The 23,930-nt window shown below is 63.8% G+C and carries 26 protein-coding genes; 10 read left to right on the top strand and 16 right to left on the bottom strand.

Features of this window, described 5'->3' with window-relative positions:
• Positions 1–94 precede the first annotated feature (94 nt).
• Together RIN61_RS25785 and RIN61_RS25790 are read left to right on the top strand one after the other, a co-directional pair.
• On the top strand, positions 95–904 hold the full coding sequence (locus tag RIN61_RS25785) for a helix-turn-helix transcriptional regulator (protein WP_112253390.1): 810 nt from the start codon (positions 95–97) through the stop codon (positions 902–904).
• A gap of 209 nt (positions 905–1,113) precedes the next feature.
• On the top strand, positions 1,114–1,728 hold the full coding sequence (locus RIN61_RS25790; protein ID WP_207877863.1) for a LysE family translocator: 615 nt from the start codon (positions 1,114–1,116) through the stop codon (positions 1,726–1,728).
• Here the strand turns inward: RIN61_RS25790 and RIN61_RS25795 are convergent.
• Positions 1,676–2,401 carry a metallophosphoesterase gene (locus RIN61_RS25795; RefSeq protein ID WP_112253388.1) on the bottom strand — a complete coding sequence of 242 codons (726 nt, stop codon included), beginning with the start codon at positions 2,399–2,401 and terminating at the stop codon, positions 1,676–1,678. The genes RIN61_RS25790 and RIN61_RS25795 overlap by 53 nt on opposite strands.
• Before the next feature lie 74 nt (positions 2,402–2,475).
• Here RIN61_RS25795 and RIN61_RS25800 point away from each other — a divergent pair, with 74 nt between their 5' ends.
• The 3 genes from RIN61_RS25800 (at position 2,476) to RIN61_RS25810 (ending at position 4,050) form a co-directional block, all read left to right on the top strand.
• On the top strand, positions 2,476–2,991 hold the full coding sequence (locus RIN61_RS25800) for a DUF3016 domain-containing protein (RefSeq protein ID WP_112253387.1): 516 nt from the start codon (positions 2,476–2,478) through the stop codon (positions 2,989–2,991).
• Between the two features lie 76 nt (positions 2,992–3,067).
• Positions 3,068–3,811, top strand: coding sequence for a carbon-nitrogen hydrolase family protein (locus RIN61_RS25805; RefSeq protein WP_112253386.1), 744 nt, complete (start codon positions 3,068–3,070; stop codon positions 3,809–3,811).
• A complete protein-coding gene (locus tag RIN61_RS25810) occupies positions 3,808–4,050 on the top strand; it encodes a hypothetical protein (RefSeq protein WP_112253385.1) in 243 nt (80 codons plus the stop codon). The genes RIN61_RS25805 and RIN61_RS25810 overlap by 4 nt, the downstream gene beginning before the upstream one ends.
• Before the next feature lie 3 nt (positions 4,051–4,053).
• Here the strand turns inward: RIN61_RS25810 and RIN61_RS25815 are convergent, their stop codons facing one another.
• The 10 genes from RIN61_RS25815 to RIN61_RS25860 all read right to left on the bottom strand — a co-directional run bounded on the left by RIN61_RS25815 (position 4,054) and on the right by RIN61_RS25860 (position 13,350).
• The gene (locus tag RIN61_RS25815; RefSeq protein ID WP_112253384.1) at positions 4,054–4,554 is read right to left on the bottom strand and encodes a methylated-DNA--[protein]-cysteine S-methyltransferase; all 501 of its coding nucleotides are present in this window, start codon (positions 4,552–4,554) and stop codon (positions 4,054–4,056) included.
• Positions 4,555–4,839: 285 nt separating this feature from the next.
• Complete coding sequence (locus RIN61_RS25820) at positions 4,840–5,646, bottom strand: CpsD/CapB family tyrosine-protein kinase (RefSeq protein WP_112253383.1); 807 nt, start codon at positions 5,644–5,646, stop codon at positions 4,840–4,842.
• A gap of 10 nt (positions 5,647–5,656) precedes the next feature.
• Complete coding sequence (locus RIN61_RS25825; protein WP_207877865.1) at positions 5,657–7,219, bottom strand: GumC family protein; 1,563 nt, start codon at positions 7,217–7,219, stop codon at positions 5,657–5,659.
• A gap of 19 nt (positions 7,220–7,238) precedes the next feature.
• The gene (locus RIN61_RS25830) at positions 7,239–8,354 is read right to left on the bottom strand and encodes a hypothetical protein (RefSeq protein ID WP_112253381.1); all 1,116 of its coding nucleotides are present in this window, start codon (positions 8,352–8,354) and stop codon (positions 7,239–7,241) included.
• Between the two features lie 24 nt (positions 8,355–8,378).
• Positions 8,379–8,936 (bottom strand): polysaccharide biosynthesis/export family protein, encoded by a 558-nt coding sequence (locus RIN61_RS25835; protein WP_112253380.1) that lies wholly within the window; start codon positions 8,934–8,936, stop codon positions 8,379–8,381.
• A gap of 259 nt (positions 8,937–9,195) precedes the next feature.
• Complete coding sequence (gene eppA, locus RIN61_RS25840) at positions 9,196–9,372, bottom strand: EPS-associated small membrane protein EppA (protein ID WP_181457381.1); 177 nt, start codon at positions 9,370–9,372, stop codon at positions 9,196–9,198.
• 251 nt (positions 9,373–9,623) lie between these two features.
• Positions 9,624–10,166, bottom strand: coding sequence for a helix-turn-helix domain-containing protein (locus RIN61_RS25845; RefSeq protein ID WP_112253379.1), 543 nt, complete (start codon positions 10,164–10,166; stop codon positions 9,624–9,626).
• Between the two features lie 223 nt (positions 10,167–10,389).
• Positions 10,390–11,808, bottom strand: a complete 1,419-nt coding sequence (locus RIN61_RS25850) for a short-chain fatty acid transporter (protein ID WP_013972720.1) — start codon at positions 11,806–11,808, stop codon at positions 10,390–10,392.
• Between the two features lie 151 nt (positions 11,809–11,959).
• Positions 11,960–12,616: a CoA transferase subunit B gene (locus RIN61_RS25855; protein WP_112253377.1), complete on the bottom strand. Its 657-nt coding sequence runs from the start codon at positions 12,614–12,616 to the stop codon at positions 11,960–11,962.
• Between the two features lie 35 nt (positions 12,617–12,651).
• The gene (locus RIN61_RS25860) at positions 12,652–13,350 is read right to left on the bottom strand and encodes a CoA transferase subunit A (protein ID WP_015270421.1); all 699 of its coding nucleotides are present in this window, start codon (positions 13,348–13,350) and stop codon (positions 12,652–12,654) included.
• Positions 13,351–13,490: 140 nt separating this feature from the next.
• Here RIN61_RS25860 and RIN61_RS25865 point away from each other — a divergent pair, with 140 nt between their 5' ends.
• Together RIN61_RS25865 and RIN61_RS25870 are read left to right on the top strand one after the other, a co-directional pair.
• A complete protein-coding gene (locus RIN61_RS25865) occupies positions 13,491–14,396 on the top strand; it encodes a LysR family transcriptional regulator (protein WP_207877869.1) in 906 nt (301 codons plus the stop codon).
• Entirely contained in the window at positions 14,384–15,205 is an 822-nt protein-coding gene (locus RIN61_RS25870; protein ID WP_313854964.1) for an aldo/keto reductase, read from the top strand. The genes RIN61_RS25865 and RIN61_RS25870 overlap by 13 nt, the downstream gene beginning before the upstream one ends.
• A 151-nt stretch (positions 15,206–15,356) precedes the next feature.
• On the opposite strand, the gene RIN61_RS25875 is transcribed toward RIN61_RS25870, so the two are convergent.
• The 5 genes from RIN61_RS25875 to RIN61_RS25895 form a co-directional block, all read right to left on the bottom strand.
• Positions 15,357–18,437, bottom strand: a complete 3,081-nt coding sequence (locus tag RIN61_RS25875) for an error-prone DNA polymerase (RefSeq protein WP_313854966.1) — start codon at positions 18,435–18,437, stop codon at positions 15,357–15,359.
• Positions 18,434–19,852 (bottom strand): Y-family DNA polymerase, encoded by a 1,419-nt coding sequence (locus RIN61_RS25880; protein WP_215521359.1) that lies wholly within the window; start codon positions 19,850–19,852, stop codon positions 18,434–18,436. The genes RIN61_RS25875 and RIN61_RS25880 overlap by 4 nt, the downstream gene beginning before the upstream one ends.
• Before the next feature lie 6 nt (positions 19,853–19,858).
• Positions 19,859–20,479 (bottom strand): translesion DNA synthesis-associated protein ImuA, encoded by a 621-nt coding sequence (imuA, locus tag RIN61_RS25885; protein WP_112253372.1) that lies wholly within the window; start codon positions 20,477–20,479, stop codon positions 19,859–19,861.
• Positions 20,479–21,096 (bottom strand): transcriptional repressor LexA, encoded by a 618-nt coding sequence (lexA, locus tag RIN61_RS25890; protein WP_181457380.1) that lies wholly within the window; start codon positions 21,094–21,096, stop codon positions 20,479–20,481. Before lexA ends, imuA begins: the two co-directional genes overlap by 1 nt.
• 71 nt (positions 21,097–21,167) lie before the next feature.
• Positions 21,168–22,055: a MerR family transcriptional regulator gene (locus RIN61_RS25895; RefSeq protein ID WP_207877875.1), complete on the bottom strand. Its 888-nt coding sequence runs from the start codon at positions 22,053–22,055 to the stop codon at positions 21,168–21,170.
• Positions 22,056–22,208: 153 nt separating this feature from the next.
• On the opposite strand from RIN61_RS25895, the gene RIN61_RS25900 reads away from it, so the two are divergent.
• From RIN61_RS25900 to RIN61_RS25910, 3 genes are all read left to right on the top strand, one after another.
• Positions 22,209–22,655: a PAS domain S-box protein gene (locus tag RIN61_RS25900; protein ID WP_207877877.1), complete on the top strand. Its 447-nt coding sequence runs from the start codon at positions 22,209–22,211 to the stop codon at positions 22,653–22,655.
• A gap of 101 nt (positions 22,656–22,756) precedes the next feature.
• On the top strand, positions 22,757–23,179 hold the full coding sequence (locus tag RIN61_RS25905; RefSeq protein WP_112253369.1) for a nuclear transport factor 2 family protein: 423 nt from the start codon (positions 22,757–22,759) through the stop codon (positions 23,177–23,179).
• Positions 23,176–23,928, top strand: a complete 753-nt coding sequence (locus RIN61_RS25910) for an SDR family NAD(P)-dependent oxidoreductase (protein ID WP_207877881.1) — start codon at positions 23,176–23,178, stop codon at positions 23,926–23,928. Before RIN61_RS25905 ends, RIN61_RS25910 begins: the two co-directional genes overlap by 4 nt.
• Positions 23,929–23,930: the final 2 nt, after the last annotated feature.

Genomic DNA, 23,930 nt, shown 5'->3' on the forward strand with positions numbered 1-23,930 from the left:
GGTAGCGGGCCTTGCGGTCAAGTTACAGCCAGCGGAAAAAACTGTATGGTTGCGCGGCGCCTGATAAGCTGCCGGGCATATCGAGGACCCTGTGATGCCCCGTTCCCATGCCGCGCTGTGGCGCGACCCGGCCCTGCCGCATGTCGAAAGCCGCCGCGCCTGCCATAGCCGCGCCTGCTACAAGGCCCACAGCCACCCGACGTTTTCAATCGGTGTGGTGGACGCCGGCCACAGTCATTTCACCGGTGCCGGCAACGGCCAGCAACGCTTGACACCCGGCTCGCTGGTACTGGTCCCGGCCCGCCGGGTACATGCCTGCAACCCCGAGCCCGGGCAAGCGTGGAGCTACCAGATGTTGCATGTGAATGCCGACTGGCTGGCACAGCTGCACCTGGAGTCCGGGCTGGAGGGTGCCGGGCCCGGCGAGCCGGCACGCATCTGCCAGGTGCCGGAGGTGTACCGGCTGTTCTGCGAACTGAACAGTCTGCTGTTCTCCAACGCCAGCCATGGTGAGAAGGATGCGGCGCTGATTGCCTTTCTGGGTGACCTGGACTGCGCCAGGCTCGCGCCGCTGGCGCCGGCACCGGCCCTGGGGGCGAGCGAGCTGAGTGGGCTGATCGCGCTCATCGAAGAGCAGGATCCGGCGCAGTTGAGCCTGGCGGTACTGGCCCGGCAGGCCGGGCTTGGGCGCTACCAGTTGATTCGCGCATTTCGCGCGGCCACCGGGTTTACGCCGCATGCCTACCTGCTCAATGCCCGGGTCAACCGTGGGCGCCAGTTGCTGGGGGAAGGGCAGGCCCTGGCGGAGGTGGCCTATAAGCTCGGGTTTGCCGACCAAAGCCATTTCCAGCGGGTGTTCAAGGCCCACGTGGGGGTGACGCCGGGGCAGTATCGGGGAGATTGAAGGCCTGCGCGGCCTCTGTAGGAGCGGCCTTGTGTCGCGAAAGGGCTGCGCAGCAGCCCCGGCAATCTGTGCTGCGGAGCTGAAAACCTGGGGCCGCTTCGCGCCCCATCGCGACACAAGGCCGCTCCTACAGGGGCCTGCAATATTGTTCAATACGGCATGAGCGCCGAGGGGCAGAGTCAGGCTTTACGCCAGAGCAACCTCACCCAATGCAACAATTCCTGATCATCGCCCTCGCCCACTTCCTTGCCCTGCTCTCTCCCGGCCCGGACTTCTTCCTGGTCGCACGCACCTCGGTCAACGCCGGCTGGCGCATCGCGAGCGGTGCCTGCCTGGGTATCGCCCTGGCCAATGGCGTGTTCATCGCCATGGCTTTCACCGGCCTCTCAGTACTGCAGGAAGGCAGTCTGCTGTTCACCATCCTGCAACTGGCCGGCGCCGGCTACCTGCTGTACATCGGCACCCTGTTCCTGCGCCATGCCGGGCAAACCAGCTTGGGCGCAGTCGCTGGCAAGCAAACAGTTCAAGGGTGGTGGCGGGGATTGGGCATGGGGTTCCTGTCCGGCATTCTCAATCCCAAGAATGCGCTGTTCTATGCCAGCCTGGTCAGCATGGTGGCCACTGCCAGCGTTGCCTGGAAAGCAACCTGTGCCCTGTGGATGTTCGGCATCGTGCTGCTATGGGACCTGCTGGTTGCGATAGCCATCGGCAACCCGCTGGTGCTGCGGCGCTTCGCCCGCTGCCTGCCGAGGCTGGAGCGGGCCTCCGGGGTCATGCTGGTGCTATTGGCTGTGGCACTGTTGTTTCATCTGGCCTGGGGCTGACCAGTTGCAGGGTCCGCATGTCCATCAAGGTGAAATGGCCACTGGCCCAGCCCCCGGTGTCCAGGTGCCAGACGTTGCCCAGCAGCTTGGCCTCCAGTACCGGCGTGTGGCCCACCAACAAGGCACGCAGCCCCTGCACGGGCTGGGTATCGCCTACCTTCAGCCGCCGCCGTGACCATTGGCATACTTCCCGTACCTTGGGGTCGTCATCCAGCTCCAGCCAAGTCCTCAGCACCGTCCAATCGGCATACGGGCTGTCGGCATGCAGCAGGCCTACCAGGCCCGCCGCACTTTCAACTTCTATCGCAATCGGCAGTTGCTCGAAGCGCTCCACGAAACCCAACTGCCGGGCCCGCGGCAGGTCCAGAAACCAGCCGCCGCCAGCGGCGCGATACATTTCCAGGTCGAGCCGCCCGCCGCGAACGCGGGTGATTGCCAGGGCCTCGTGGTTACCTTGCACGGCATGGAACCAGGGCTGCGCCAGCCATTCCAGCGCCGCCTCGCTGTCTGGGCCACGGTCGACCAGGTCACCCACGCTGAACAGCCGGTCCACGGCCGGATCGAACCCCACCGCATCCAGGCATTGCTGCAGGCGCTGGAAATGACCATGGATATCGCCAACCGCAAGGTCACGCCCCCGCAGGTTGGCAATCAGACGCCGAAACCGTGCCATTACAATCTTCCTCTGCCGTAGCGCCATGCCAAGGGTAAAATGGAGGCATGCGCAATCTGCCCCGGAGGTGCATCATGCGTACCACCCTAGTGTGTGCCGTGCTCATGGCGCTGTCACTGGACAGCATGGCACAAGGTACCCCGGCCGCGCAGGTCGAGGTACGTTTCGACCATCCGGAAAAATTCCGCGATGCCAGCCTCGACAGCCACGGGTACGAGCGTGGGGCCGATGCCTATGTGATGAAAACCCTGACCCAGTACCTGCAGAAGCTTGGCCAACGCTACCTGCAACCCGGCCAGCAACTGGTCATCGATATCCGCGACATCGACCTGGCCGGGCGTTTCGAGCCCTGGCACGGCCAGGCCTACGATGTGCGTTTCATGCGTGAAATCACCTGGCCGACCATCGACCTCAGCTACACCCTCAGCCAACCGGGCAAACCCGACCAGCAGGCGCAGGAGCGGGTCAGCGACAAGATGTATCTCAGCCGCCCGGGCCGGGTCACGAGCAGCAGCGACCGGTTGTATGCCGAAAAGGCCATGCTCGACGACTGGTTCCGCCAGCGCTTCGCCGTCCACTCGGCTTCCTGAATATCCCTTCACTGGAACAGGCGATGGTGCCGGTAGTATGCTCGGCCCTTCAACCTGTACCAGGGAAGGGTCATTCATGAAGTCGTGTGCCGTGCAACTGGCATCGCTCAAGGGCGATGTGCAAGCCAACCTCGAACGCCACCTGGCCTGCATCGAACAGGCCGCAGCCCTTGGCGCCGAACTGGTAGTGTTTCCCGAACTGTCGCTGACCGGCTATGAGCCAACCCTCGCGCGCCAGGCCGCCCTGCCAGTCGGTGCGGCGCGGCTGGACCCGCTGCAGGCAGCCTGCGACCGGCTTGGTATCACTGTCGCCGTGGGCCTGCCACTGCCGACACCTGACGGCATCCGTATCGGCATGCCAATTCTCAGCCCCGGGGCACCGCGCCAGGCCTATGCCAAGCAGCGCCTGCATGATGATGAACTGCCCTGGTTCACCCCAGGCGATCAAGCCTTGCTGCTGCAGGTGGGTGCGCACCGGGTAGCGCCTGCGATCTGCTACGAATCGATGTTCATGGCCCATGCCGCAGCCGCGCGGGGACATGGCGCCGACCTGTACTTGATCAGCGTGGCGAAAACCGCCAAGGGCATCCGTGAGGGTTACCAGCACTACTCCGAGGTGGCTCGTGAGCTGGGCATGATGGTGTTGCTGGCCAACTGCGTGGGGCCGGCTGACACCTTCATCGGCGCCGGAGGTTCGGCGGCCTGGGACAGCCAGGGGCGCTTGCTCGCCAGCCTGGACGACCACAGCGAAGGGCTGATCGTGCTGGATACCGCCAACGGCACTGCCATGGCGGTGCCGTTGGCCCTGCAGCCGGCATGATCTATCTGTTTCTGGCGTTGCTGAGCTATGCCTGTACCTACTACCTGACGGGGCTGCTCATCCAGGGGCAACTGGCCGATGTGGCCGAGGGATTGCGCCACCGGCCTGATGCGCCGACACCCGGCGAATACCTGCGCACAGTGAGGCCCCATGCACGCCGGGCCCATCGGCAGTACGCCCTGCTGGCTGGCTCGGCGTTGGCCGTGCTGGTCTGCCTGGCTGCCAGCTGGTTCTGTTGACGCTTACAGGTCCAGTGCCAGGCTTTGCCGGCCCTCCAGCGCCAGCAGGTACTGCTTTGCCGCCAGGCCGCCGGCAAAGCCGGTCAGGCTGCCCGAAGCACCGATCACCCGATGACACGGGGCGATGATCGAGATCGGGTTGCGGCCATTGGCGGCGCCTACCGCACGCACTGCACTGGGGTTGCCGATCTGCCGGGCAATGTCGCTGTAGCTGCGGGTTTCACCGAACGGTATCGCCAACAGCGCGGCCCACACCTGACGCTGGAACTCGGTGCCGGCAAAATCCAGCGCCAGGTCGAAGCACTGGCGTTTGCCAGCAAAGTACTCGCCGAGCTGGCTGGCGGCTTCCCGCAGTACCGGGCACTGGTCATCACGGTGCAGGGCGCCAAGGCGCACACGGTTTTCCCGCTCCTCTTCCCAGAGTACGGCGGCCAGGCATTCGCCACGTGCCACCAGGGTCAAGGTGCCGACGGGCGACTGCATGAAAGTGAATGCGCTGGACATAAGCAGGCTCCTGCCAGGTTGCGATCAACCTACTGTACGCATCCACAGCCCTGCTTGCATCCGCTTTCTTGCTCAGGCAATTGTGCGTAGCCGGTGCCAACCAACGCGTCGCCTGCTTCGCGGGTGAACCCGCTCCCACAGGGAACCCCTCCCGCCGAAAGAATGCGCAATACCTGTGGGAGCGGGCGCGCCCGCGAACACCGGCGTAGCCGGTGCCAGCCACCGTGTCGCCTGCTTCGCGGGCATGCCCGCTCCCACAGGGTGCCCATCAGCCCCAAAAGAGCCTCAATAATAGGTCCGGGGTTGCTCATCAGCCTTGTTCAATACCGTCCCCACCAGGTTCACCCTTGCCAGGTGATGAAGGCAATCCTCAATTTCCTTCCTGTTGTTCATACCGTTGGCCACCACCAGCAGCACACAGTCGAACTTGGGTATCACAGTGATCGCATCGTCAGAACTGAGCAACGGCGGCAAATCGAATATGCAGATGCGCGACTCGTAGCGGTTGCGCAGTTCGCTTATCAGGTTGTTCACTTTGGGCGACGACAGCATTTCGGTAGACAACGGCACCGGTACCCGCGTGGGCAGCACCACGAACCGAGGCAAGGTCGGGTTGACCAGGCAGTCCTGCAGCTCGGCCTTGTCCGTCAGAAACTCGTTCAACGCCTGGTCCATTGGCAGGCCCAGGCTGCTGCCGACCTTGGGCCGACGCAGGTCGAAGTCCACCAGCAACGCGGTCTTGGTGGTGTGGTGGGCGATGCTCATGGCCAGGTTGATCGACAGCACCGTCTTGCCCGCTTCAGGGGTTGGCGAGGTAATGGCCAAGGTTCGCCAGCCATTCTCGTCCATGGTCCTGAGCACTTGCGTGCGCAGCAGGTCGATCGGCCCGTTCATGTTGGAGTTCTTGTTGTAGGCGACGATACGGTGACGCTCCAGGTGCTCCGCGCGTAGCGGCACCACCTTGGTGTTCACGTAATCGAACTGGCCAGGCACTTCCGCCAGCGCCGTACCTGGGGCGGGTGACAAGGCCTGCGGGGTACCCGGGGTAACCTGGTGAAGATTATTGCCAACAGCCGACGTGGTCCTGTCCATCACTGCTTACCTATGCAAACCGAGACATGACTTTGAACAACAGCACATCCAGTGGCATGTAGAACACGTGCACCAGCACCACCATGATAGCCGCCAGCGCCAGTGCCGCCAGGATCAGCCAGTTGCGCCAACGCTTGCGCCTGGCCACATCGGCCTTGGTATCGATGTATGGCAGCGCCACCAGCACCCGCCTGCCCAGCAGGTTTTCTAGGGCACCGACGCCGCGAATGCGCTGGTTGAACATTTCCATCAGCATCACCAGCGCACCGCCACCTGCCGGTGCCAGCACCAGGCCCAGCGCCGCGATTTTCTTGCGGTTGGGCTTGATCGGTTTCTCGGGCATCAGCGGTGGCTCCAGCAGTACGAAGCGCTCGGCCTTGTTCTCCTGCTCCAGGCTCTCGGTAATCTTCGCGCCCATTTCCTTGGCGCGGATTTCCTCGTACTTCTTGCGCGCGTTGTCGTGGTCACGCATCAAGGTCACCAGGCCACGCTCGACCTGCGGCGCCTCGAGGATCTCGGCCTCGTAGCCTTCCATCTTGCGGGTCAACTCGCGCTTCTGCTCGGCCAGCGAAGCGATGCGCTCCTGCGTCGCGCTCATCTTGGCGCGCACGCGAGCGACATCGAGGCCGACCGTGGAAGCCGCCGCCGTGCGGTTGCCACTGGCTTCGAGCGCCTGAATCCTGCGCTTGACCGCCACCACATCAGGGTGGGCTTCCTTGTAGCGGCTCAGCAGCCGGGCATACTCGGCCTTCAAGCTGGGCAGGTCCTGGGGCTGGTCGGCACTGGCCGCCCTGGGCCCTTCGCCGACCTTGGTGGCCAGCCCGGCACTGGCCGCGGACAGTTCCAGCTCAAGGTAACGCAATTCTTCCTGGGCGGCCTTGTAGTCACGGTCAACCTCGCGGAACTCCAGCTCCGAGCGTGACAGCATGTTCATGCGCAGGGTCTGGTGCTCGGGCAAGGCATTGGCGTGGGCCTGCTTGAAATCCGCCAGCTGGTTTTCCAGGCTGGCAAGCTCCGCCCCCAGTTTGTTCGCCTCCTGGGTGAGGAACTCGGTGGTTTCATTGGCCCGCTCGGTACGCTGCTTGAGGTTCTCGTTGAGGAACAGCGTCACCAACTCGTCGGCGACTTCCTTGGCCACCTCTGGCTGCTTGTGCTCGAAGGACACATTGAACGCCACGGTCGCCTCGCCGCGCCCGCGTACATAGGTGGTGAGGGTCTCGACCACGACGGCACTGCGCATGTGGTCGATCTTGTCACTATCGCTGAAACGCTTGTCGGGGAACAGGTTGTACTTGTCGATGATGCGCAGCAGGTTCTCGCGGGTCATCACCCGCTGGCGAATCACTTCGATGCGTTCATCGGCAAAGCTGGTGTTGTTGGTCGATACCAGTTCGGGGGAAATCTGCTGCGACTCCACCAGGATGGTACCGGTCGACTGGTAGATCGGCGGCACCATCACTGCGACTGCGACGGTCGCGGCCAGGATGACTACGATGCTCACCCCCAATAACAGGGCCCGGTCCTTGATTATGGCGATGTAATCTCTGAGGGAGAGCTCGTAGTCGGACTTCATGGGGCCACCTGCCTGAAGTTCAGATGTCGGGGTACCTGTACGTCAACGTCAAACCCACGATAGTAGCGTTCGCATCGGCTTCGTGATCCTGCTGCCGTTCTTTGTACATCAGCGACAGGCGCAGGTCCCAGTACGGCGAAAACTGGCGGCTGGCCCACACGCTGTAGGTCTGCAGGGTGTTGGGGGTCTGCCCTTTGCTGTCTTGCCAGGCAGCGTCCGTACCCACCCGGGTCAGTTCGCTGACGGCGTAACTCCACACACCGCGCACCTGGTCCAGCTCGGCGAAGCCGCCCTCGGCGCTGGCCACAGTGCTGCGTTCGGCGGTGAAGCTGGCGTCGGCACGCGCACCGGTGTACAGCAGCGCAACTCCACCCTCCCCGCGTCGGCCACCCTCGTCGCCGGAAACCTCGGTAACCCCCACATGCGCATCGGCGCTGAGGCGTTCGGAGAACTGGTACTTGACCCCGACCGCCGGGCTGTAGCTGTTGGACGCCGTCGCCGTCTGGTCCTGCTCGGGCTCATAACGCCGGGCGCCGAAGCGGCTGTACAGATCAGCCCGCTCGCTCCAGGCGTAGGTCCAGGTGAACACGTTGCCCAGTTCTTCGTAACCCGTCAGCGTACTGATGTCATAACGGGCACGGTTGTAGGTGGTTTCGTTGCTCAAGGTGCTGCGTTCGGAAACCGCCTGGCTCCAGTTGCCGGTCAGCGTATACAGCTTTTGCGTGCCATCGGTGGTAACCACGCCGGTATCCAGCACCGTTCCCGACAACGTCGAACTTTCGTTGTAACGCGCCAGCAGGCCAAACCGCCCGCGCTCTGTCTGGCGCTGCCAGCCCAGGCTTACGTCGGGGTCCTCACGGTTGTCGACCACCGCGGTGTCGGACGAGCGCAATACATTCATGCCCAGCCCCAACCTCAGTTCGTCCCGATCGAAGGTACCGATCAGGGTGTAATCCGGCGCGATGATCGTGCGCGTTATGCCCTTTTCACCCGACGACAACAGCAAGGGATTGCTGTCATGTTCGACGGAAGTCGGTACTACCACCGTAGACTGCCAATTTGCTGCCAGGACTGTGTCCGCAAACGGCAACACCAAGATTGCCGTTGCAATGCTAGTTGTTCTGAGAAGAGGCATTAAGTGTTCTTATTAAAGGCAAGATCAAGGAACGACCAGCGTATCGCCAGCCTGCAGTTGGATGTTGGTGGACATATCCCGGCCAGACACCAGGTCTCTATATCGCACGGGCAGGATTTTTTGGGAAGCGCCGGTGCCACGCACCACTTTGATTTCGCTTTCATCGGCAAACTTGTCCAGGCCGCCCGACATGCTCAGGGCCTGCAGCACTGCGGTGGGGCCTGCCATCTGTACCGGCCCGGGCTTGATCACTTTGCCTTGTACATAGACCAGGTTGCCGGCGATGCTCTTGACGACAACGCTGACGTTCGGGTCGGGGAGAAACTTCTCGAGTTTGGCAGCTACCTGTTTTTCAACGGCCGTTACATCCAGCCCGGCCACATCTATGCGCCCGGCCAGGGGGAAAGTGATACTGCCATCGGGAAGTACGGTAGCTTCCTGGCGCAGGCTATCTTCCTGCCACACCGAAACCATCACTACATCGCCGGGGCTGAGCAGGTAGGTAGCACTGTTCGGGTCGGCCTTACCGGCACCAGACCACACCATCAGCATGCAGAACGCGGCAAACATTGAACGCACCATGAGGGTCCCTCCGGCCGTAAAGGCCCGACAAAGAGCACTGAATGAGAACAGCACACCAACTCTCGCTCCGCTTCGCGGCATACGCCAACCGCGCTGGCCTCGATCTTCCGAAGGCCTTGCCTTGACGCTTTGCAGCCTGGGTTGTGCTGCCTGCAACCGTGGACCTGCACGGGCTACTGGCAATATAGCAACGGCTGGGGAATTGACAAGCCAGGCCCCGGGCCGCTGGCGTCAAGGGTAAAAACCCAGGCTGGCGGACTTAGATATTTCTCCTGTTGGCGACTGCCACAAAGCCAACCACAGCAAATGCAAAAAACCACCCTGCGGTTGAAACAGGGATGATACTGTTCTGATTGATATACAAATCCGCCGCACGCGCCGCGCCACTCAACAGCGCCAGCAAAGTCATCGACTTGATAATCAGAGCCGTGCGCATACGCCCTCCTTTAAAGAGGAAGATCAACTATTTGTTGGCGTGGTGTTCGGGAGTTGTTTCACTGTTGAATTGAGCTTATGAACACAATGACATCGCGTCAATGATTCGACACTATAATAAAATTCAATGAGCATCGGGCAGCATCGTCAAAATATCGACGCACATGTCGAGCATAGCCCGCTGCCTTGGTGGCGCCAAAGTTTCATCGCTGAGAAAAGCAAGGCTGCGGGGCACTTCAGCGCCCCGGCGCCTTATTCGTCTGCGTGGTGTACCACGACCAGCAACTGCGCCGGCAGCGGCCCCACCGACCTTAGCCGGTGTGGTGTCTGGGCATTGAAATGCAAGGCATCACCTTGCTCCAGCAGCACCCGCTCGCTCATGAAGTCCACTTCCACCTGGCCGACATGGACGAACAGGAATTCTTCACCCAGGTGTTCCTTGAATGTGGGGTCGCTGAATTCGGTGGGCGGCTGGATCAGGAACGGCAGCAGGCTGCGCTGCCCGACCTGGCTGGTGAGGGCAGCGTACCCCGGCCCTGCCCCATCCCCCACCAGGGCCTGGCGCTCGCCATGGCGCACCAGGCTGTAGCGGCTCTTGCCGGTCTGCTCTTCGGCGAACAGTTCTTCGACATTGACATTCAGTGCCCGCGCCAGCTTCAGCGCGGCGGCGATCGAGGGGGTATTCAGGCCGCGTTCGACCTTGGACAGGTAACTCTTGGTCATGCCGGTCTTGTCGGCCAGCAGCTCCAGGGTCATCCCCAGTTTCTTTCGCAGCAGTTTCAATCGGATAGACATGTGACGCGGGTTTCCCAGGCGAAGGCAGCCTGGTAATGATACGTGGACTGCTCAGGAAATGCTGGGGCTGCTGCGCTGAGTCTTGTAGGAGCGGCCTTGTGTCGCGATAGGGCTGCAGAGCAGCCCCGGCAATTTGTGCACTATTGCTGAAATCCTGGGGCCGCTTTGCGGCCCTATCGCGACACAAGGCCGCTCCTACAAAAAAAGCCAGGCAGGCCCAGGGTTACGGCATCACCGGTGGCAGGTACTGCAACGTCGTACCCAATGCCCACAGCAACACCAGCACCAGCGGCACGTGCACCAGCAACTGCACGAACGAGAAGCCGATCAGGTCGCGCGCCTTGAGCCCCAGCACCCCCAGCAGCGGCAGCATGTAGAACGGGTTGATCAGGTTCGGCAAGGCTTCGGCGGCGTTGTAGATCTGCACGGCCCAGCCCAGGTGGTATTGCAGGTCATTGGCCACCAGCATCACGTAAGGTGCCTCGATGATCCACTTGCCACCACCCGACGGGATGAAGAAGCCCAGCACCGCTGAATACACGCCCATCAGCACGGCATAGGTGTCATGAGTGGCGATCTGGGTGAAGAACAGTGAAATGTGGTGGGCCAGGGTCTGCTCGTCGACGCCCTTAACCTGGGTGAGAATGGCAGCGATCGAACCATACAGCGGGAACTGGATCAGCACCCCGGTGGTGGTCGGAACCGCGCGCGCCACTGCATCGAGGAAGCTGCGCGGGCGCCAGTGCAGCAAGGCACCGAGCATGATGAACAACAGGTTGTAAGTGTTCAGCCCGGAAATGGCAGTAATCGCCGGTTTGGTGGCGAACTCCTGGTACAGCCAGCCGGCGGCCAGGGCCACCAGCAGCAGGATCAGGATGGGGCTGTGTTCCAGCCACTCGCCCGGGCGGGTGCGCTGGGGTGCCGGTGGCGCGGTGAAGCTGGGGTCTACCCCGCAGTCCTGGGCGCTGCGCGCGCTGTTCGGCCCCGGGGCCGTGGCGTAGGCGATCACCAGCGAGACCACTACCAATGCCGCCAGCATCACGCCGGACTGCCAGAGAAAGATGGTTTCGGTGAACGGGATTACCCCGGTAATCGACAGGATCGACGGTGGCAGGCTCGCCGGGTTGGCCTGCAGTTGCGCGGCCGATGAAGACAGGCCCAGCGCCCACACCGCGCCCAGGCCCAGGTAGGCGGCAGCGCCGGCTGCGCGGTAGTCCATCTTCAGTTCGGTGCGCCGAGCCAGGGCCCGCACCAGCAGGCCGCCGAACACCAGCGACAGGCCCCAGTTGAGCAGCGATGCCAGCATCGAGATCAGCGCCACCCAGCACACTGCCGAACGGCCATTGCCGGGGATGCGCGCCAAGCGGTCGATCAGACGCGCGGCGGGCGGCGAGCTGGCCACCACATAGCCACCGATGACCACGAAGGCCATCTGCATGGTGAACGGGATCAGGCTCCAGAAGCCATCGCCAAAGGCCTTGGCGGTGTCGGTCGGCTTGGCGCCCATGGCCAGGGCGCCGATGCACACCAGCAGCACCGCCAGGGCGGCAAACACCCAGGAATCGGGGAACCAGCGTTCGGCCCAGTTGGAGCAGCGCAAGGCAAAGCGGGCGGAGCGGCTGTCTTGGATTTCAGCGGCCACAGTTCAATTCCTTTTATTGGTTTTATGGGGGGAAGCAGTACTGCCAGATAACGCAAAAACCCTGTGGGAGCGGGTTTACCCGCGAATGCGGCGGTGAATGTACCGACGCATTCGCGGGTGAACCCGCTCCCACAGGGATTGTGGTAATGCCTTAGAAAGTCATTTCCTTCACATCATCCGGCACGATCAGTTTGCCGGCGGTTTTCTCGATGATTTCCTCGACGCTCACCCCGGGCGCGGTCTCGCGCAGGATGAAGGCGCCGTCTTCGATTTCCAGGTAGGCCAGGTCGGTCAGCACCTTGCGGATGCAGCCAGCGCCGGTCAATGGCAGGCTGCACTGTGGCAGCAGCTTGGACTCGCCGTCCTTGGACGCGTGGGTCATGGTAACGATGATGTTCTCGGCGCCGGCCACCAGGTCCATGGCACCACCCATCCCCTTCACCAGCTTGCCCGGGATCATCCACGAGGCGATGTTGCCTTGCACATCCACTTCGAATGCGCCGAGCACGGTCAGGTCGACATGGCCGCCACGGATCATGGCGAACGACTGTGCCGAATCGAAGATAGAAGCACCGCGGCGCGCGGTGACGGTCTGCTTGCCGGCGTTGATCATGTCGGCATCGATGGTGCTTTCGGTGGGGAATTCGCCCATGCCGAGCAGGCCGTTTTCCGATTGCAGCATCACATCCATGTCGGCGGGTACGTAGTTGGCCACCAGGGTCGGAATGCCGATACCCAGGTTGACGTAGTAGCCGTCCTTCAGTTCACGGGCAACGCGTTGTGCCATCTGTTCGCGGGTCAGTGCCATGGTCAGGATCTCTTTGTTGTTCTGGTAGATGGCGCTCAGGCCTTGACGGTGCGCTTTTCGATACGCTTTTCGAAGGTGCCGACGATGACGCGGTCCACATAGATGCCCGGGGTGTGGATCTCGCTGGGCAGCAGCACGCCAGGTTCGACGATCTCTTCCACTTCGACCACGGTGATCTTGCCGGCGGTGGCCGCCAGCGGGTTGAAGTTTTGCGCGGTGTTGCGGTACACCACGTTGCCGTAGTGGTCAGCCTTCCAGCCCTTGACGATGGCGAAGTCGCCGGTGATGGATTCTTCGAGGATGTACTTGCGGCCGTTGAATTCGCGCACTTCCTTGCCGTCGGCAACCGGGGTGCCGTAGCCAGTGGCCGTGTAGAAGGCCGGGATGCCGGCGCCACCGGCGCGCATTTTCTCGGCGAGGGTGCCTTGCGGGGTCAGTTCAACTTCCAGCTCGCCGCTCAGCAACTGGCGCTCGAACTCGGCGTTCTCGCCCACGTAGGAAGCGACCATCTTGCGAATCTGCCGGTCTTCGAGCAGCACGCCCAGGCCAAAGCCATCGACACCGCAGTTGTTGGAGACCACGGTCAGGCCTTTGACGCCACGGCGCTTGATTTCGCTGATAAGGTTTTCAGGGATGCCGCACAGGCCGAAACCACCAGCCAGTACCGTCATGTTGTCGGTCAGGCCTTCGAGAGCCTGTTCATAGGTTGCAACGCGCTTGTCCAGTCCGGCCATGCTGATCCGCCTTTTGTAGTTGTTGAACCGACGAGGCTGTCGGTGAGCGTGTGGGGACATCTTCACCGCAAGCGACTGATTTGTTAATTTTGTTTTCATCATCGATTGATAACTTTTGCAAAATAACCAGAAGGCCTGTCATGAACGTCAAGCAACTGCGCGCCTTTGTCGCTGTGGCCAAGTACCAGAGCTTCGCCCAGGCCGGTGAACACCTGCATGTCTCGCAACCGGCCCTGAGCCTGACCATCAAGGCCCTGGAAGAAAACCTTGGCGGCGCCCTGCTGAGCCGCACCACACGCAGCGTCAGCCTGACTGCCGAGGGCGAGGTGCTGTTGCCGCTGGCGCGGCGCCTGCTGGCTGACTGGGACGACACCGAAGAAATGCTGCGCCAGCGTTTCACCCTGCAACTGGGCCGGGTTTCGGTGGCTGCCATGCCGGCCTTTGCCGGCAACCTGCTGCCCCATTCGCTGAAGGTCTTTCGCCAGCGTTACCCGAAGGTCAACGTCACGGTGCACGATGTGATCAACGAACAGGTACAGGAACTGGTGCGCCATCGCCGCGTCGAACTGGGCATCGGCTTCGAACCGGACAACATCGATGGCCTGGATTTCCACCCGTTGTACATGGACCGCTTCGTCGCCGTGGTGCCCGCCGATTCGTCCTTGGCGCGGCTGCCCCAGGTCAGCTGGGCCCAGTTGCTGGCCGAAGACTTCGTGGCCCTGCAGCGGCCTTCGGCGGTGCGCCTGCTGATGGAGCAGAACGTGGCCGCCCGCCACGGCAAACTGGCGGTGGCTTTCGAAAGCCACCAGCTGACGACCATCGGCCGCATGGTTGCCAGTGGCTTGGGGGTCAGTGCCGTGCCTGCGCTGTGCATCAACCAGATGCAAGAGCTGGGCGCTCGCTGCGTAACCCTGGTCGAGCCCACGGTCGAGCGGCGCATCGGCGTGATCGCCCTCAGCGAACACAAGCTTTCCACGGCGGCGCAAGCGCTGCTCGAGGTACTGCTTTCCAATACCCGCATCCCGGAGGTGACATGCGTTACGTGAAACTGGCAGGTTCGAGCGTTCCGGCCATTGGCCAGGGCACCTGGTACATGGGGGAGGATCCGGCCCGCAAGGCGGCCGAGGTGGCGGCCCTGCAACAGGGTATCGAGCTTGGCCTGAACTTGATCGATACCGCCGAGATGTATGGCGAAGGTGGTGCCGAACAAGTGGTCGGCCAGGCCATTGCAGGGCGCCGCGACCAGGTGTTCCTGGTCAGCAAGGTGTACCCGCACAATGCCAGCCGGCGCGGTATGGCGACGGCCTGCGAGCGCAGCCTCGCTCGCCTGGGCACCGACTGCATCGACCTGTACCTGCTGCACTGGCGTGGCCAGCACCCACTGGAGGAAACCGTCGAGGCCTTCGAGCGCTTGCGCGAGCAAGGCAAGATCAAGCGCTGGGGTGTTTCCAATTTCGACGTCGACGACCTGCGCGAACTGCACAACCCCGATTGCGCCACCAACCAGGTGCTGTACAACCCGGCCCAGCGTGGCATCGAGTTCGACCTGTTGCCGTGGTGCGAAAAGCGCGCGCTGCCGACCATGGCCTACTGCCCGCTGGCCCAGGCCGGGCGCCTGCTGCAGCACCCGGTGCTGGCGGAAATCGCCGAGCGCCATGGCGCCACGGCGGCTCAGGTCTGCCTGGCCTGGGTGACCCGTGATGACGGGGTGATAGCCATCCCCAAGGCCGTGACGCCCGAGCATGTGCGGTTGAATGCGGCTGCAGGTACGCTGACCTTGACCAGCGAAGACCTGCGGGCAATCGACCGGGCGTTCCCGGCGCCGACACGCAAGCAGCGGTTGGCGATGGTGTAGCGACTGGCACGAAATCGCTTTTTTGTGGGAGCGGGCGTGCCCGCGAACACCGGCAAAGCCGGTGCCATGCACCGCGTGGGCTGCTTCGCGGGCTTGCCCGCTCCCACAAGGGCCCGCGCAAAAACCAGGATTTTGCGTGAGGTGCCAGTGATCAATGGAAATCCCGGCTGCGTACGTCCAGCCCTTGCAACAACGGGCTCACATCCTCCAGCCGCCGTGCTATCAGATGACGCACGCCCTTCTCCTGCTCCAGCCGCCCGCTGACCTTTAGCAACTGCGATCCCACCAGCGCCCGCCGCTGCCGTTCGGCAAGCTCCCGCCACACCACTACATTGACCATGCCGTGCTCGTCCTCCAGGGTGACGAAGGTCACCCCACTGGCGGTCTGAGGCCGCTGGCGGCCCACCACCAGCCCGGCCACGGCAATGTTGTCACCATGCCCGACATCCTGCAGCTCGCGCGAACTGCGACAGCCCAGCGCCCGCAGGCGTGGGCGCAACAAGGTCAAGGGATGCGGCCCAAGCGTGGTACCCAGGGTCTGGTAATCGGCCATCAGGTCCTCGGCCACGCTGGGGACAGGCAGTGCAACGGTGCTTTCCGGCAAAGCATCCACATCGGCGAACAAAGGCAGTTGCGGCTGCACCGCCGCCACCTGCCAGCGCGCCTGGTGCCGGTCGCTGGCCAAGGCGCGCAGCGCGCCGGCATCGGCCAGGTGGGCGCGGGCACGTGGATCGAGCCCGGCACGCAGGCACAGGTCTTCGACATCGCGCCATGGCCGCTGCGCCCTCGCCTGCTCCAGGCGCCTGACGTCGGCCTCAGCAAGGCCGCGCACCAGGCGCAAGCCCATGCGAATGGCCAGGGCCTCTCCAGGCTCAGGCTCGAGCGTGCAGTCCCAGTCACTGTGGCATACATCGACCGGCCTGACCTCGATGCCCTGGCGCCGGGCCTCTTGCAGCAACTGGTCAGGGCTATAGAAGCCCATGGGCCAGCTGTTGACCAGCGCGCAGGTGAAAATCGCCGGTTCATGGCACTTGAGCCAGCTGCTGGCATAACACAACAAGGCAAAGCTGGCCGCGTGCGATTCCGGAAAGCCATAGCTGCCAAAGCCCTTGATCTGCTCGAAGATGCGCTCGGCAAACGCCAGGTCGTAACCATTGCGCAACATGCCCTGCACCAGCCGCTCGCGGTGCGGCTCCAGGCCGCCGTGGCGCTTCCAGGCGGCCATGCTGCGGCGCAACTGGTCGGCCTCGCCCGGGGTGTAGTCGGCCGCGACCATTGCCAGTTCCATCACTTGCTCCTGGAACAGCGGCACGCCCAAGGTGCGCTCGAACACTGCCTTCAGTTGCGGCGAGGGGTACGTCACCGGCTCCTGCTTCAGCCGCCGGCGCAGGTAAGGGTGGACCATGTCGCCCTGGATCGGCCCGGGGCGGACGATGGCCACCTCGATGACCAGGTCGTAGAACTTTGTGGGCTGCAGCCGCGGCAACATGGCCATTTGCGCGCGGGACTCGATCTGGAACACGCCCATGGTCTCGGCACGGCTGATCATTTCGTAGGTGGCCCGATCTTCGCCGGGAATGGTTGCCAGGGTCAGGTGACGACCACGGTGGCGTTGCAGCAGATCGAAGCAACGGCGCAAGGCGCTGAGCATGCCCAGCGCCAGTACATCGACCTTGAGCAGGCCGAGCATGTCCAGGTCGTCCTTGTCCCACTGGATCACCGTGCGCTCCGGCATCGCGGCATTCTCCACCGGTACCAGTTCGTCCAGGGGTTGCTGCGAGATGACGAAACCGCCCGGGTGCTGTGACAGGTGCCGAGGGAAGCCGATCAGTTCACCGGCCAGCACCAGCACCCGGCGCAGCGAAGGGCTGCTCGCCTCGAAACCGGCCTCGGCCAGGCGCTGGTCATCGGGTATGCGATCGCTCCAGCGGCCACAGCATTTGGCCAGAGCGTCCACCTGGTCGGCGGGCAGCCCCAGCACCCGTGCCACATCCCGCACCGCACCGGCGGCATGGTAGGTATTGACCACCGCCGTGAGCGCCGCCCGGTGCCGGCCATAGCGACGGAATACATACTGGATCACCTCCTCGCGCCGGTCGTGCTCGAAGTCCACGTCGATGTCCGGCGGCTCGTTGCGCTCGCGCGACAGGAAGCGCTCGAACAACAGGTGGTGTTCCATGGGGTCGAGCTCGGTGATGCCCAGCACGAAGCACACCACCGAGTTGGCAGCCGACCCCCGCCCCTGGCACAGAATGCGCTGGCTGCGGGCGAAGGCGACGATGTCATGCACCGTCAGGAAGTAGCTTTCGTAGCCCAGCTCCTCGATCAGCGCCAGCTCCCTGGCCAGCACATCCCGCACCTTGCTGCTCGGCCCGCCTGGCCAGCGCAACGGCAAACCCTGCTGGCACAATTCGCGCAACCAGCTTGCCGGGGTATGCCCCTGGGGCACCAGTTCGCATGGATACTGATATTTCAATTCGCTCAGTTCGAACTGGCAGCGCGCAGCGATGGCCAGGGTCTCGGCCAGCAGGTCGGCAGGATAGAGTTCGCCCAGTTGCGCCTGGCTGCGCAGGTGCCGCTCGCCATTGGCAAACAGGAAGCGCCCGGCCTCGGCCACCCGGCAGTGCTGGCGAATGGCGGTCATGCAATCCTGCAAGGCGCGGCGACCGCGCACGTGCATGTGCACGTCACCACAGGCCACGGCGCGGATGCCGACCCTGGCCGCCAGGCCGCGCAAGCGTTCAAGGCGCAAGGTATCGTCACTGCCGCGGTGCAGGTGCACGGCCAGCCACAGGCGCTCGCCGAACAGGCCATGCAGCCATTGCCCGGGAGTGGCATCACCGCTGTCATCGGCCACCCACAATGCCAGCAGGCCCTGATGGTGCTGCTGCAGGTCATCGCGAAACAGTTGGTAGTCGCCCTTCGGCGCCCGCCGCCGGGCCCGGGTGATCAGCGCGCACAGGTTCTGGTAGCCGGCCAGGTCCTGCACCAGCAGCACCAGCCTGGGGCCGTCCTGCAACTGCACTTCACTGCCCACGATCAGCCGCAGCTGGTGTTCCTTTGCCGCCTGCCAGGCACGGACGATGCCGGCCAGGGTGCATTCGTCGGTGATCGCCAGAGCCTGGTAACCCTGTTCCCGCGCGCGCCGGAACAGCTCGTCGGCGCTCGACGCGCCGCGCTGGAAGCTGAAGTTGGACAGGCAATGCAGCTCGGCATAACCCGGGGTATTCATGCGAACCAGCCCTGCAGCCACAACGGGCCGGCCTTGCCCAGGTCGCGGTAGGCCCAGCCGCGCAGGCCGTCACGGGTTTCGATGCGGTAATAGTCGCGGCGCACATCGCCGCCATCCCACCAGCCCGATTCGATGCGCTCGGCATGGCCTTGCACGCGATAGCCGGTCTCGTCCAGTGCCACAGGGGCCGACAGCAGCCAGCCAGGGCGGCTGCCTGGGGCGACCGGCATGTTGCCCTGGGCGCCCTGCTCTCCCGCTTGCCAGGCATGTTCGGGACGATGATCGGCTGCCGCGCTCAGGCCCTTGACCGCCTCATCGCCCAAGCGAGCGCGCAGCCGTTCGCGCAATTGTTCCCAGGGTTGCGCCTGTTGCGCACGCGGGTCGAACAATGCCTGGTGTTGCGGCACGAAGGGTGGCAGGTCCTCGGCAACCAGCCGCAGGTTGCGCACCGGTGCGGCAATGCGCAGCGGCTCCAGGCGCCCGCGCGCCAGTTCGAACAGCATCGCGGCATCGCGTTCGGCGGCCAGCAGGCCTACCTTCAGCACGGTATCCGGCCCTTCGGCGTGCTCCAGGTACAGGCAGAAACGCTGCACGCCACAGTCACGCCCGGCGAGGAACGCGGCAAGGTCGTTGAGCATGCGCCGCAGCGGGAACAGCAGGGCCTGGTGTGATTCGACATCGAAATTCAGCTCCAGCCGGGTCTCGAACCGGTCCGGTGGCTGGTAGAAGCCCAGCCCCAGGTTGCGCAGGCCGAGCAACTGGTCAAGGTGCAGCTGCACCTGGGCCGCAAAGCGCCTGGCCAGGCTGTCGCGGGGCAAGGCCAGCACCTGGCCCAACTGGCGCAGGCCCATGCGGGCAAAGGCCTCGGCAGCCTGCGCAGGCAGGCCGATACGCTCGATGGGCATGCCCAGCAGCGCCGCACGGGTGGCATCGGCGTCACTCACGGCCAGGCCATCGTGAGCGTTGGCAAGCATGCGCGCCGCCACCGGGTTGCTGGCCAGGACGATGCGTTGGCGCAAGCCCAGTTCCGCCAGTTCCTGGCGCAGGCGTGCCTCGAACAGCGGCCAGGGGCCGAACAGTTGCAGGCTGGAGCCCACCTCCAGCAACAGCGCCCGTGGATAGTGCAGGCTGACCTGGGCACTGAAGCGGTAGGCCCAGGCTGCCAGCAACTGTTGCACCTGGTCGATGCGCCTGGGGTCGGCTTCGACGCAGCTGAAGCCATCGGCCAGCGCACGCGCCGCTGTCAGGGTTTGCCCGGCCCGCAGGCCGAGCGCGGCCGCCGCCGGGTTGACCGCCTGCAGTACGCGTCGCTGGGTCGGCCCGGCAAGCAGCACCAGAGGGCTATCGGGGTCGTCACGCTCACGCAGGACCGTGTCCAGCGCCAGCTGAGGGAACAGGATGCAGGCCCAGAGCATGTTGCATCAACCCCGCCCCGGGCAGGCGATGGGCAGCGCCGGTGGCATGCCGCCACGGCTTTTCAGCACGCGCCATTGTGCCGGACGGGTGTCGACGGCAATGCGCAAGGCTGCGGGTGAAGGGTTGTGCGCCGCCTGTTGCGGACGGCAGGCGAAGGCCAGCGCCTGGCCTGTTTCGGCAGCCACCTGCAGGCGCCGCAGGGCGCGGTCATCGGCACGTTCCGGCCAGCACAGCACCGCCGCACAACTGCCGGAGCGCAGGCACTGCTCGGCGGCCCACAGGGCATCGGCAGGTTCGGCGTCCACCTGTACCAGCCAGCGCAGGTCCACCCCCGCGGCCTGCCAGGCCGGGGCGTAAGGAATGAATGGCGGTGCCACCAGCACGATTCGACTGGTTTCAGCGCTCAAGCGGGCCAGGGTTGGCCACAGCAATTGCAATTCGCCACAGCCGGGGCTGGCCAGCAACAGTTCGCTGAGGGCCGCCGCCGGCCAGCCGCCTTCCGGCAGGCATTGATCAAGGGCTGCATGGCCGGTGGGCTGCAGGCCGAGCGGCCGCGCCTGGGCCTGCCGACCGCGCCATACCCGGCGCTGGTCGAGCAACCTGTCGAGGTCGACCACCGCGCCCATCAGTCACGCCTCAGCAAGCCGCAGAACACGCCTTCGATGAAGAACTCCTGTTCAGGCCGCACATCGATGGGCGCATAGGCCGGGTTGCGTGGCAACAGCCGGTAATTGCCACCTTGGCGCTGCAGGCGCTTGATGGTCACCTCGCCGTCCAGGCGCGCGACCACGATCTGGCCATCGCGAGCGTCGGCCTGCTGGAGGATGCCGACCAGGTCGCCGTCGAAAATGCCATCGTCGATCATCGAGTCGCCACGCACCTTCAGCAGGTAGTCGGGGGTACGACGGAACAGGCTGGGGTCGAGCAGCAACTGCTCGTGAATGTCGAGGTCCGGGCCGATGGGGGCGCCTGCCGCCACCTGGCCCAGCACCGGCACTTCGAGGATTTCCGGGCGGCGCAGCGGCTCGGCCAGGCGAATGCCGCGCGCCTGGTTCGGCGTGACATCGATGTAGCCGGCCTGGCACAGGGCGGTGATGTGCTTGCGCGCCACGCTGCGCGAGGCAAACCCGAAGCGCGTGGCGATATCGGCCAGGCTCGGCGGCTGGCCTTGGTCGGCGATGCGCTCACGGATGAACTCGAAGATGGCGCGACGTTTTGGGGTGAGATTGTCCATGGGGTACATTTGTACTCTTTTCGGAGCACGCTGAACAGCCCCCTTCGTCGTCGGCTATAAGGCGAAGTGACAGGCAGCGATTAAAGGTCCAGGGCACCACCGAGCAAGGCGCCGAGCATGGCTGCAGCATCAGCGCGTTGCTCGTCCAGCAGACACAGCGGGAGGCCTTGCCAGGCCAGCTGCGATGCGGTCAGCCCCTCGCCCATCAAGGCCAGCGGACACGTGATGCCCATCTGCAACAAACGCAGGCGCTTGGCCAAGGCGGGGCTCACCTGCGCCTGAACCTTGATCACCAGTGCCGCAGGCTGCATCGCCGCACACAGTATGGGCAGCTCTTCCAGCGGCTGCCCGCAACCAAGCACTTCGATGCGTTGCTGCTCGCCGCTCAACAGCAGCCCGGCGCACAACAGCTGCAGTTCGGCTTGCCCCTCGCTGCCTGCCAGCAGTACGCGCGGAGCATCGGCCTGGTTCATCTGCAGGCGCAGCAGCAGGCGGGCGCGCAGGAACATGTCCAGAAACAACCATTGGCTCCGCTGGCCTGGCGCAGTGCCTGCAGCCAGGTCATGCCAGACCGGCATCAACACTTCACGCAGCGCGGTGCCCTTGGGCAAGATCGTGAACAACTGCCCATGGATGCTTTCCAGCGCTTGCGTATCAAATGCCTTGGTTGCGCGCACCACGGCGGCGCGCCAATCGTCAAAGGCCGAGTGCTGCTGCCCGGATGCCTCTGGCTGGCCTGCGAGAATATCGCCCACCTTGCTGATGGGCACGCCGCTGGCGGTCCAGCGCAGGATGTCGCGTATGCGCTGGACATCCCAGGCCGTATACAGGCGATGGCCACCCTCGGTGCGCTGCGGGCTGATCAACCCATGGCGCCGCTCCCAGGCACGCAAGGTCACCGGATTGATGCCGGTCAGGCTGACCACATCGCGCATGGGGAGCAAATCGGCTGGGGTGGCGTCAGTCATAACAAGGGTTTATCCAGGTGGTTGCACATTCTAAACCCATCGGCACCTTCTGCGGCGAGCCTGCTTGGTTCATCATGCAACAAACGGCGCCGAAACCTTCTGCCCGGAGGCCAAGCTGCGCACATCGCATACGAAATGCCTGTAGGTGGCCCTATGATCAACGCAAAACTCCTGCAACTGATGGTCGAGCATTCCAACGAGGGCATCGTCGTCGCCGAGCAGGAAGGCAATGACAGCATCCTTATCTACGTCAACCCTGCCTTCGAGCGACTGACTGGCTACAGCGCCGAGGACATCCTCTATCAGGACTGCCGTTTTCTCCAGGGCGAGGATCATGACCAAGCAGCCCTCGCAACCATCCGCGAGGCGATCCGTGAAGGCCGCCCTTGCTGCCAGGTGCTGCGCAACTACCGCAAGGACGGCAGCCTGTTCTGGAACGAGTTATCCATTACGCCGGTGCGTAACGAGGCCGACCAGCTGACCTACTACATCGGTATCCAGCGCGACGTCACAGCGCAGGTCTTTGCCGAAGAAAAGGTCCGCGAGCTGGAGGCCGAAGTGGCGGAACTGCGCCGGCAACTGGGCCAGGCCGGGCGCTGAAAAAACCTGTACAAGAATGTTGACTTGTATAGATTTACGCTTAGGCTTCAGTTATACCTGTACAGCAAGTCATTTTTGTACAGGATTTTCTGGAGCTCAGCATGTCCGCGTACTTACAGCAATTCGCCGAATGCTTCGCCAGCCTCGACGGGAGTAACCTCGACACCCTTGAAAAGCTGTACAGCGAGGACATCACGTTCCGCGATCCGCTGCACCAGATACAGGGGCTGCCAGCCCTGCGGGCGTACTTCGCGCAGTTGTACGCCAACTCACACGATATCCGCTATGCCTTCTCCAGCATCGACGAAGTGATGCCTGGCCAGGGTTACCTGCGTTGGACCCTGCAGTTCCGGCACCCACGCCTGTCCCGCGGCCAGCAGCTCACCCTGCAAGGGTGCAGTTACTTGCAATGGCATGACCGGGTCCATTTTCACCAGGACTATTTCGACGCTGCAGCCCTGCTTTACGAACATGTCCCGCTCATGGGCGGTGCCATCCGCTGGCTCAAAGGCAGGCTCGCATGAGCCGCTGCTGGCTGACTGGCGCAAGCAGCGGTATCGGCGCCGCACTTGCGCAACACCTGCTGGAACAAGGCCATCAGGTTGCTCTGGGCGCAAGGCATGCAGATCGTCTTGCGCCGCTGGCTGAGCGCTTTCCCGGGCAGGTAATGCTGGCCGTTGGCGATCTTGACGACCCTGTGCAGGTAGCCGCCATCGCAACCCGTATCGAGCAGGCCTGGGGAGCACTGGACAGGGTGATTCTAAATGCGGGCACCTGCGAGTACCTGGAGCCTGGCCATTTCGACCCGGCCTTGGTCGAGCGCGTGATCCGTACCAACGTCCTGAGTGTCAGCCACTGCATGGCCGCCGCCCTGCCCTTGCTCCGCGCCGGCCATCGCCCGCATCTTGTGGTGATGGGCAGTTCGGTGACCTGGCTGGCCTTGCCCCGCGCCGGCGCCTATGGCGCATCCAAGGCAGCTCTGCGTTACCTGGTGGAGTCACAGCGCATCGACCTGGCCCGCGAGGGCATCGCTGTCACCCTCGTCAACCCAGGCTTTGTCGACACACCACTGACCCGCCGCAACGATTTCCCCATGCCACAGCTCTGGTCGGCGCAGCGCGCCGCCAGGCACATTGCCAAGCGCCTGCCCGAACGCCCGCTGGAAATCAGTTTCCCTTGGCTTTTCACCCTGGTACTGCGCCTGCTCGGCGCACTGCCGGCGCGATTTCGCCTGGCGCTGGGGCAACGCCTTGCCCGTCATGAACAGGAATGATG

Origin of the sequence: Pseudomonas inefficax (genome assembly GCF_032164165.1) — a bacterium.
Classification (GTDB): domain Bacteria; phylum Pseudomonadota; class Gammaproteobacteria; order Pseudomonadales; family Pseudomonadaceae; genus Aquipseudomonas; species Aquipseudomonas inefficax.

Coding starts and splice junctions, on each gene's coding strand:
- RIN61_RS25785 (WP_112253390.1), top strand. CDS start 95: ATGCCCCGTTCCCATGCCGCGCTGTGGCGCGACCCGGCCCTGCCGCAT.
- RIN61_RS25790 (WP_207877863.1), top strand. CDS start 1,114: ATGCAACAATTCCTGATCATCGCCCTCGCCCACTTCCTTGCCCTGCTC.
- RIN61_RS25795 (WP_112253388.1), bottom strand. CDS start 2,401: ATGGCACGGTTTCGGCGTCTGATTGCCAACCTGCGGGGGCGTGACCTT.
- RIN61_RS25800 (WP_112253387.1), top strand. CDS start 2,476: ATGCGTACCACCCTAGTGTGTGCCGTGCTCATGGCGCTGTCACTGGAC.
- RIN61_RS25805 (WP_112253386.1), top strand. CDS start 3,068: ATGAAGTCGTGTGCCGTGCAACTGGCATCGCTCAAGGGCGATGTGCAA.
- RIN61_RS25810 (WP_112253385.1), top strand. CDS start 3,808: ATGATCTATCTGTTTCTGGCGTTGCTGAGCTATGCCTGTACCTACTAC.
- RIN61_RS25815 (WP_112253384.1), bottom strand. CDS start 4,554: ATGTCCAGCGCATTCACTTTCATGCAGTCGCCCGTCGGCACCTTGACC.
- RIN61_RS25820 (WP_112253383.1), bottom strand. CDS start 5,646: ATGGACAGGACCACGTCGGCTGTTGGCAATAATCTTCACCAGGTTACC.
- RIN61_RS25825 (WP_207877865.1), bottom strand. CDS start 7,219: ATGAAGTCCGACTACGAGCTCTCCCTCAGAGATTACATCGCCATAATC.
- RIN61_RS25830 (WP_112253381.1), bottom strand. CDS start 8,354: ATGCCTCTTCTCAGAACAACTAGCATTGCAACGGCAATCTTGGTGTTG.
- RIN61_RS25835 (WP_112253380.1), bottom strand. CDS start 8,936: ATGGTGCGTTCAATGTTTGCCGCGTTCTGCATGCTGATGGTGTGGTCT.
- eppA (WP_181457381.1), bottom strand. CDS start 9,372: ATGCGCACGGCTCTGATTATCAAGTCGATGACTTTGCTGGCGCTGTTG.
- RIN61_RS25845 (WP_112253379.1), bottom strand. CDS start 10,166: ATGTCTATCCGATTGAAACTGCTGCGAAAGAAACTGGGGATGACCCTG.
- RIN61_RS25855 (WP_112253377.1), bottom strand. CDS start 12,616: ATGGCACTGACCCGCGAACAGATGGCACAACGCGTTGCCCGTGAACTG.
- RIN61_RS25860 (WP_015270421.1), bottom strand. CDS start 13,350: ATGGCCGGACTGGACAAGCGCGTTGCAACCTATGAACAGGCTCTCGAA.
- RIN61_RS25865 (WP_207877869.1), top strand. CDS start 13,491: ATGAACGTCAAGCAACTGCGCGCCTTTGTCGCTGTGGCCAAGTACCAG.
- RIN61_RS25870 (WP_313854964.1), top strand. CDS start 14,384: ATGCGTTACGTGAAACTGGCAGGTTCGAGCGTTCCGGCCATTGGCCAG.
- RIN61_RS25875 (WP_313854966.1), bottom strand. CDS start 18,437: ATGAATACCCCGGGTTATGCCGAGCTGCATTGCCTGTCCAACTTCAGC.
- RIN61_RS25880 (WP_215521359.1), bottom strand. CDS start 19,852: ATGCTCTGGGCCTGCATCCTGTTCCCTCAGCTGGCGCTGGACACGGTC.
- imuA (WP_112253372.1), bottom strand. CDS start 20,479: ATGGGCGCGGTGGTCGACCTCGACAGGTTGCTCGACCAGCGCCGGGTA.
- lexA (WP_181457380.1), bottom strand. CDS start 21,096: ATGTACCCCATGGACAATCTCACCCCAAAACGTCGCGCCATCTTCGAG.
- RIN61_RS25895 (WP_207877875.1), bottom strand. CDS start 22,055: ATGACTGACGCCACCCCAGCCGATTTGCTCCCCATGCGCGATGTGGTC.
- RIN61_RS25900 (WP_207877877.1), top strand. CDS start 22,209: ATGATCAACGCAAAACTCCTGCAACTGATGGTCGAGCATTCCAACGAG.
- RIN61_RS25905 (WP_112253369.1), top strand. CDS start 22,757: ATGTCCGCGTACTTACAGCAATTCGCCGAATGCTTCGCCAGCCTCGAC.
- RIN61_RS25910 (WP_207877881.1), top strand. CDS start 23,176: ATGAGCCGCTGCTGGCTGACTGGCGCAAGCAGCGGTATCGGCGCCGCA.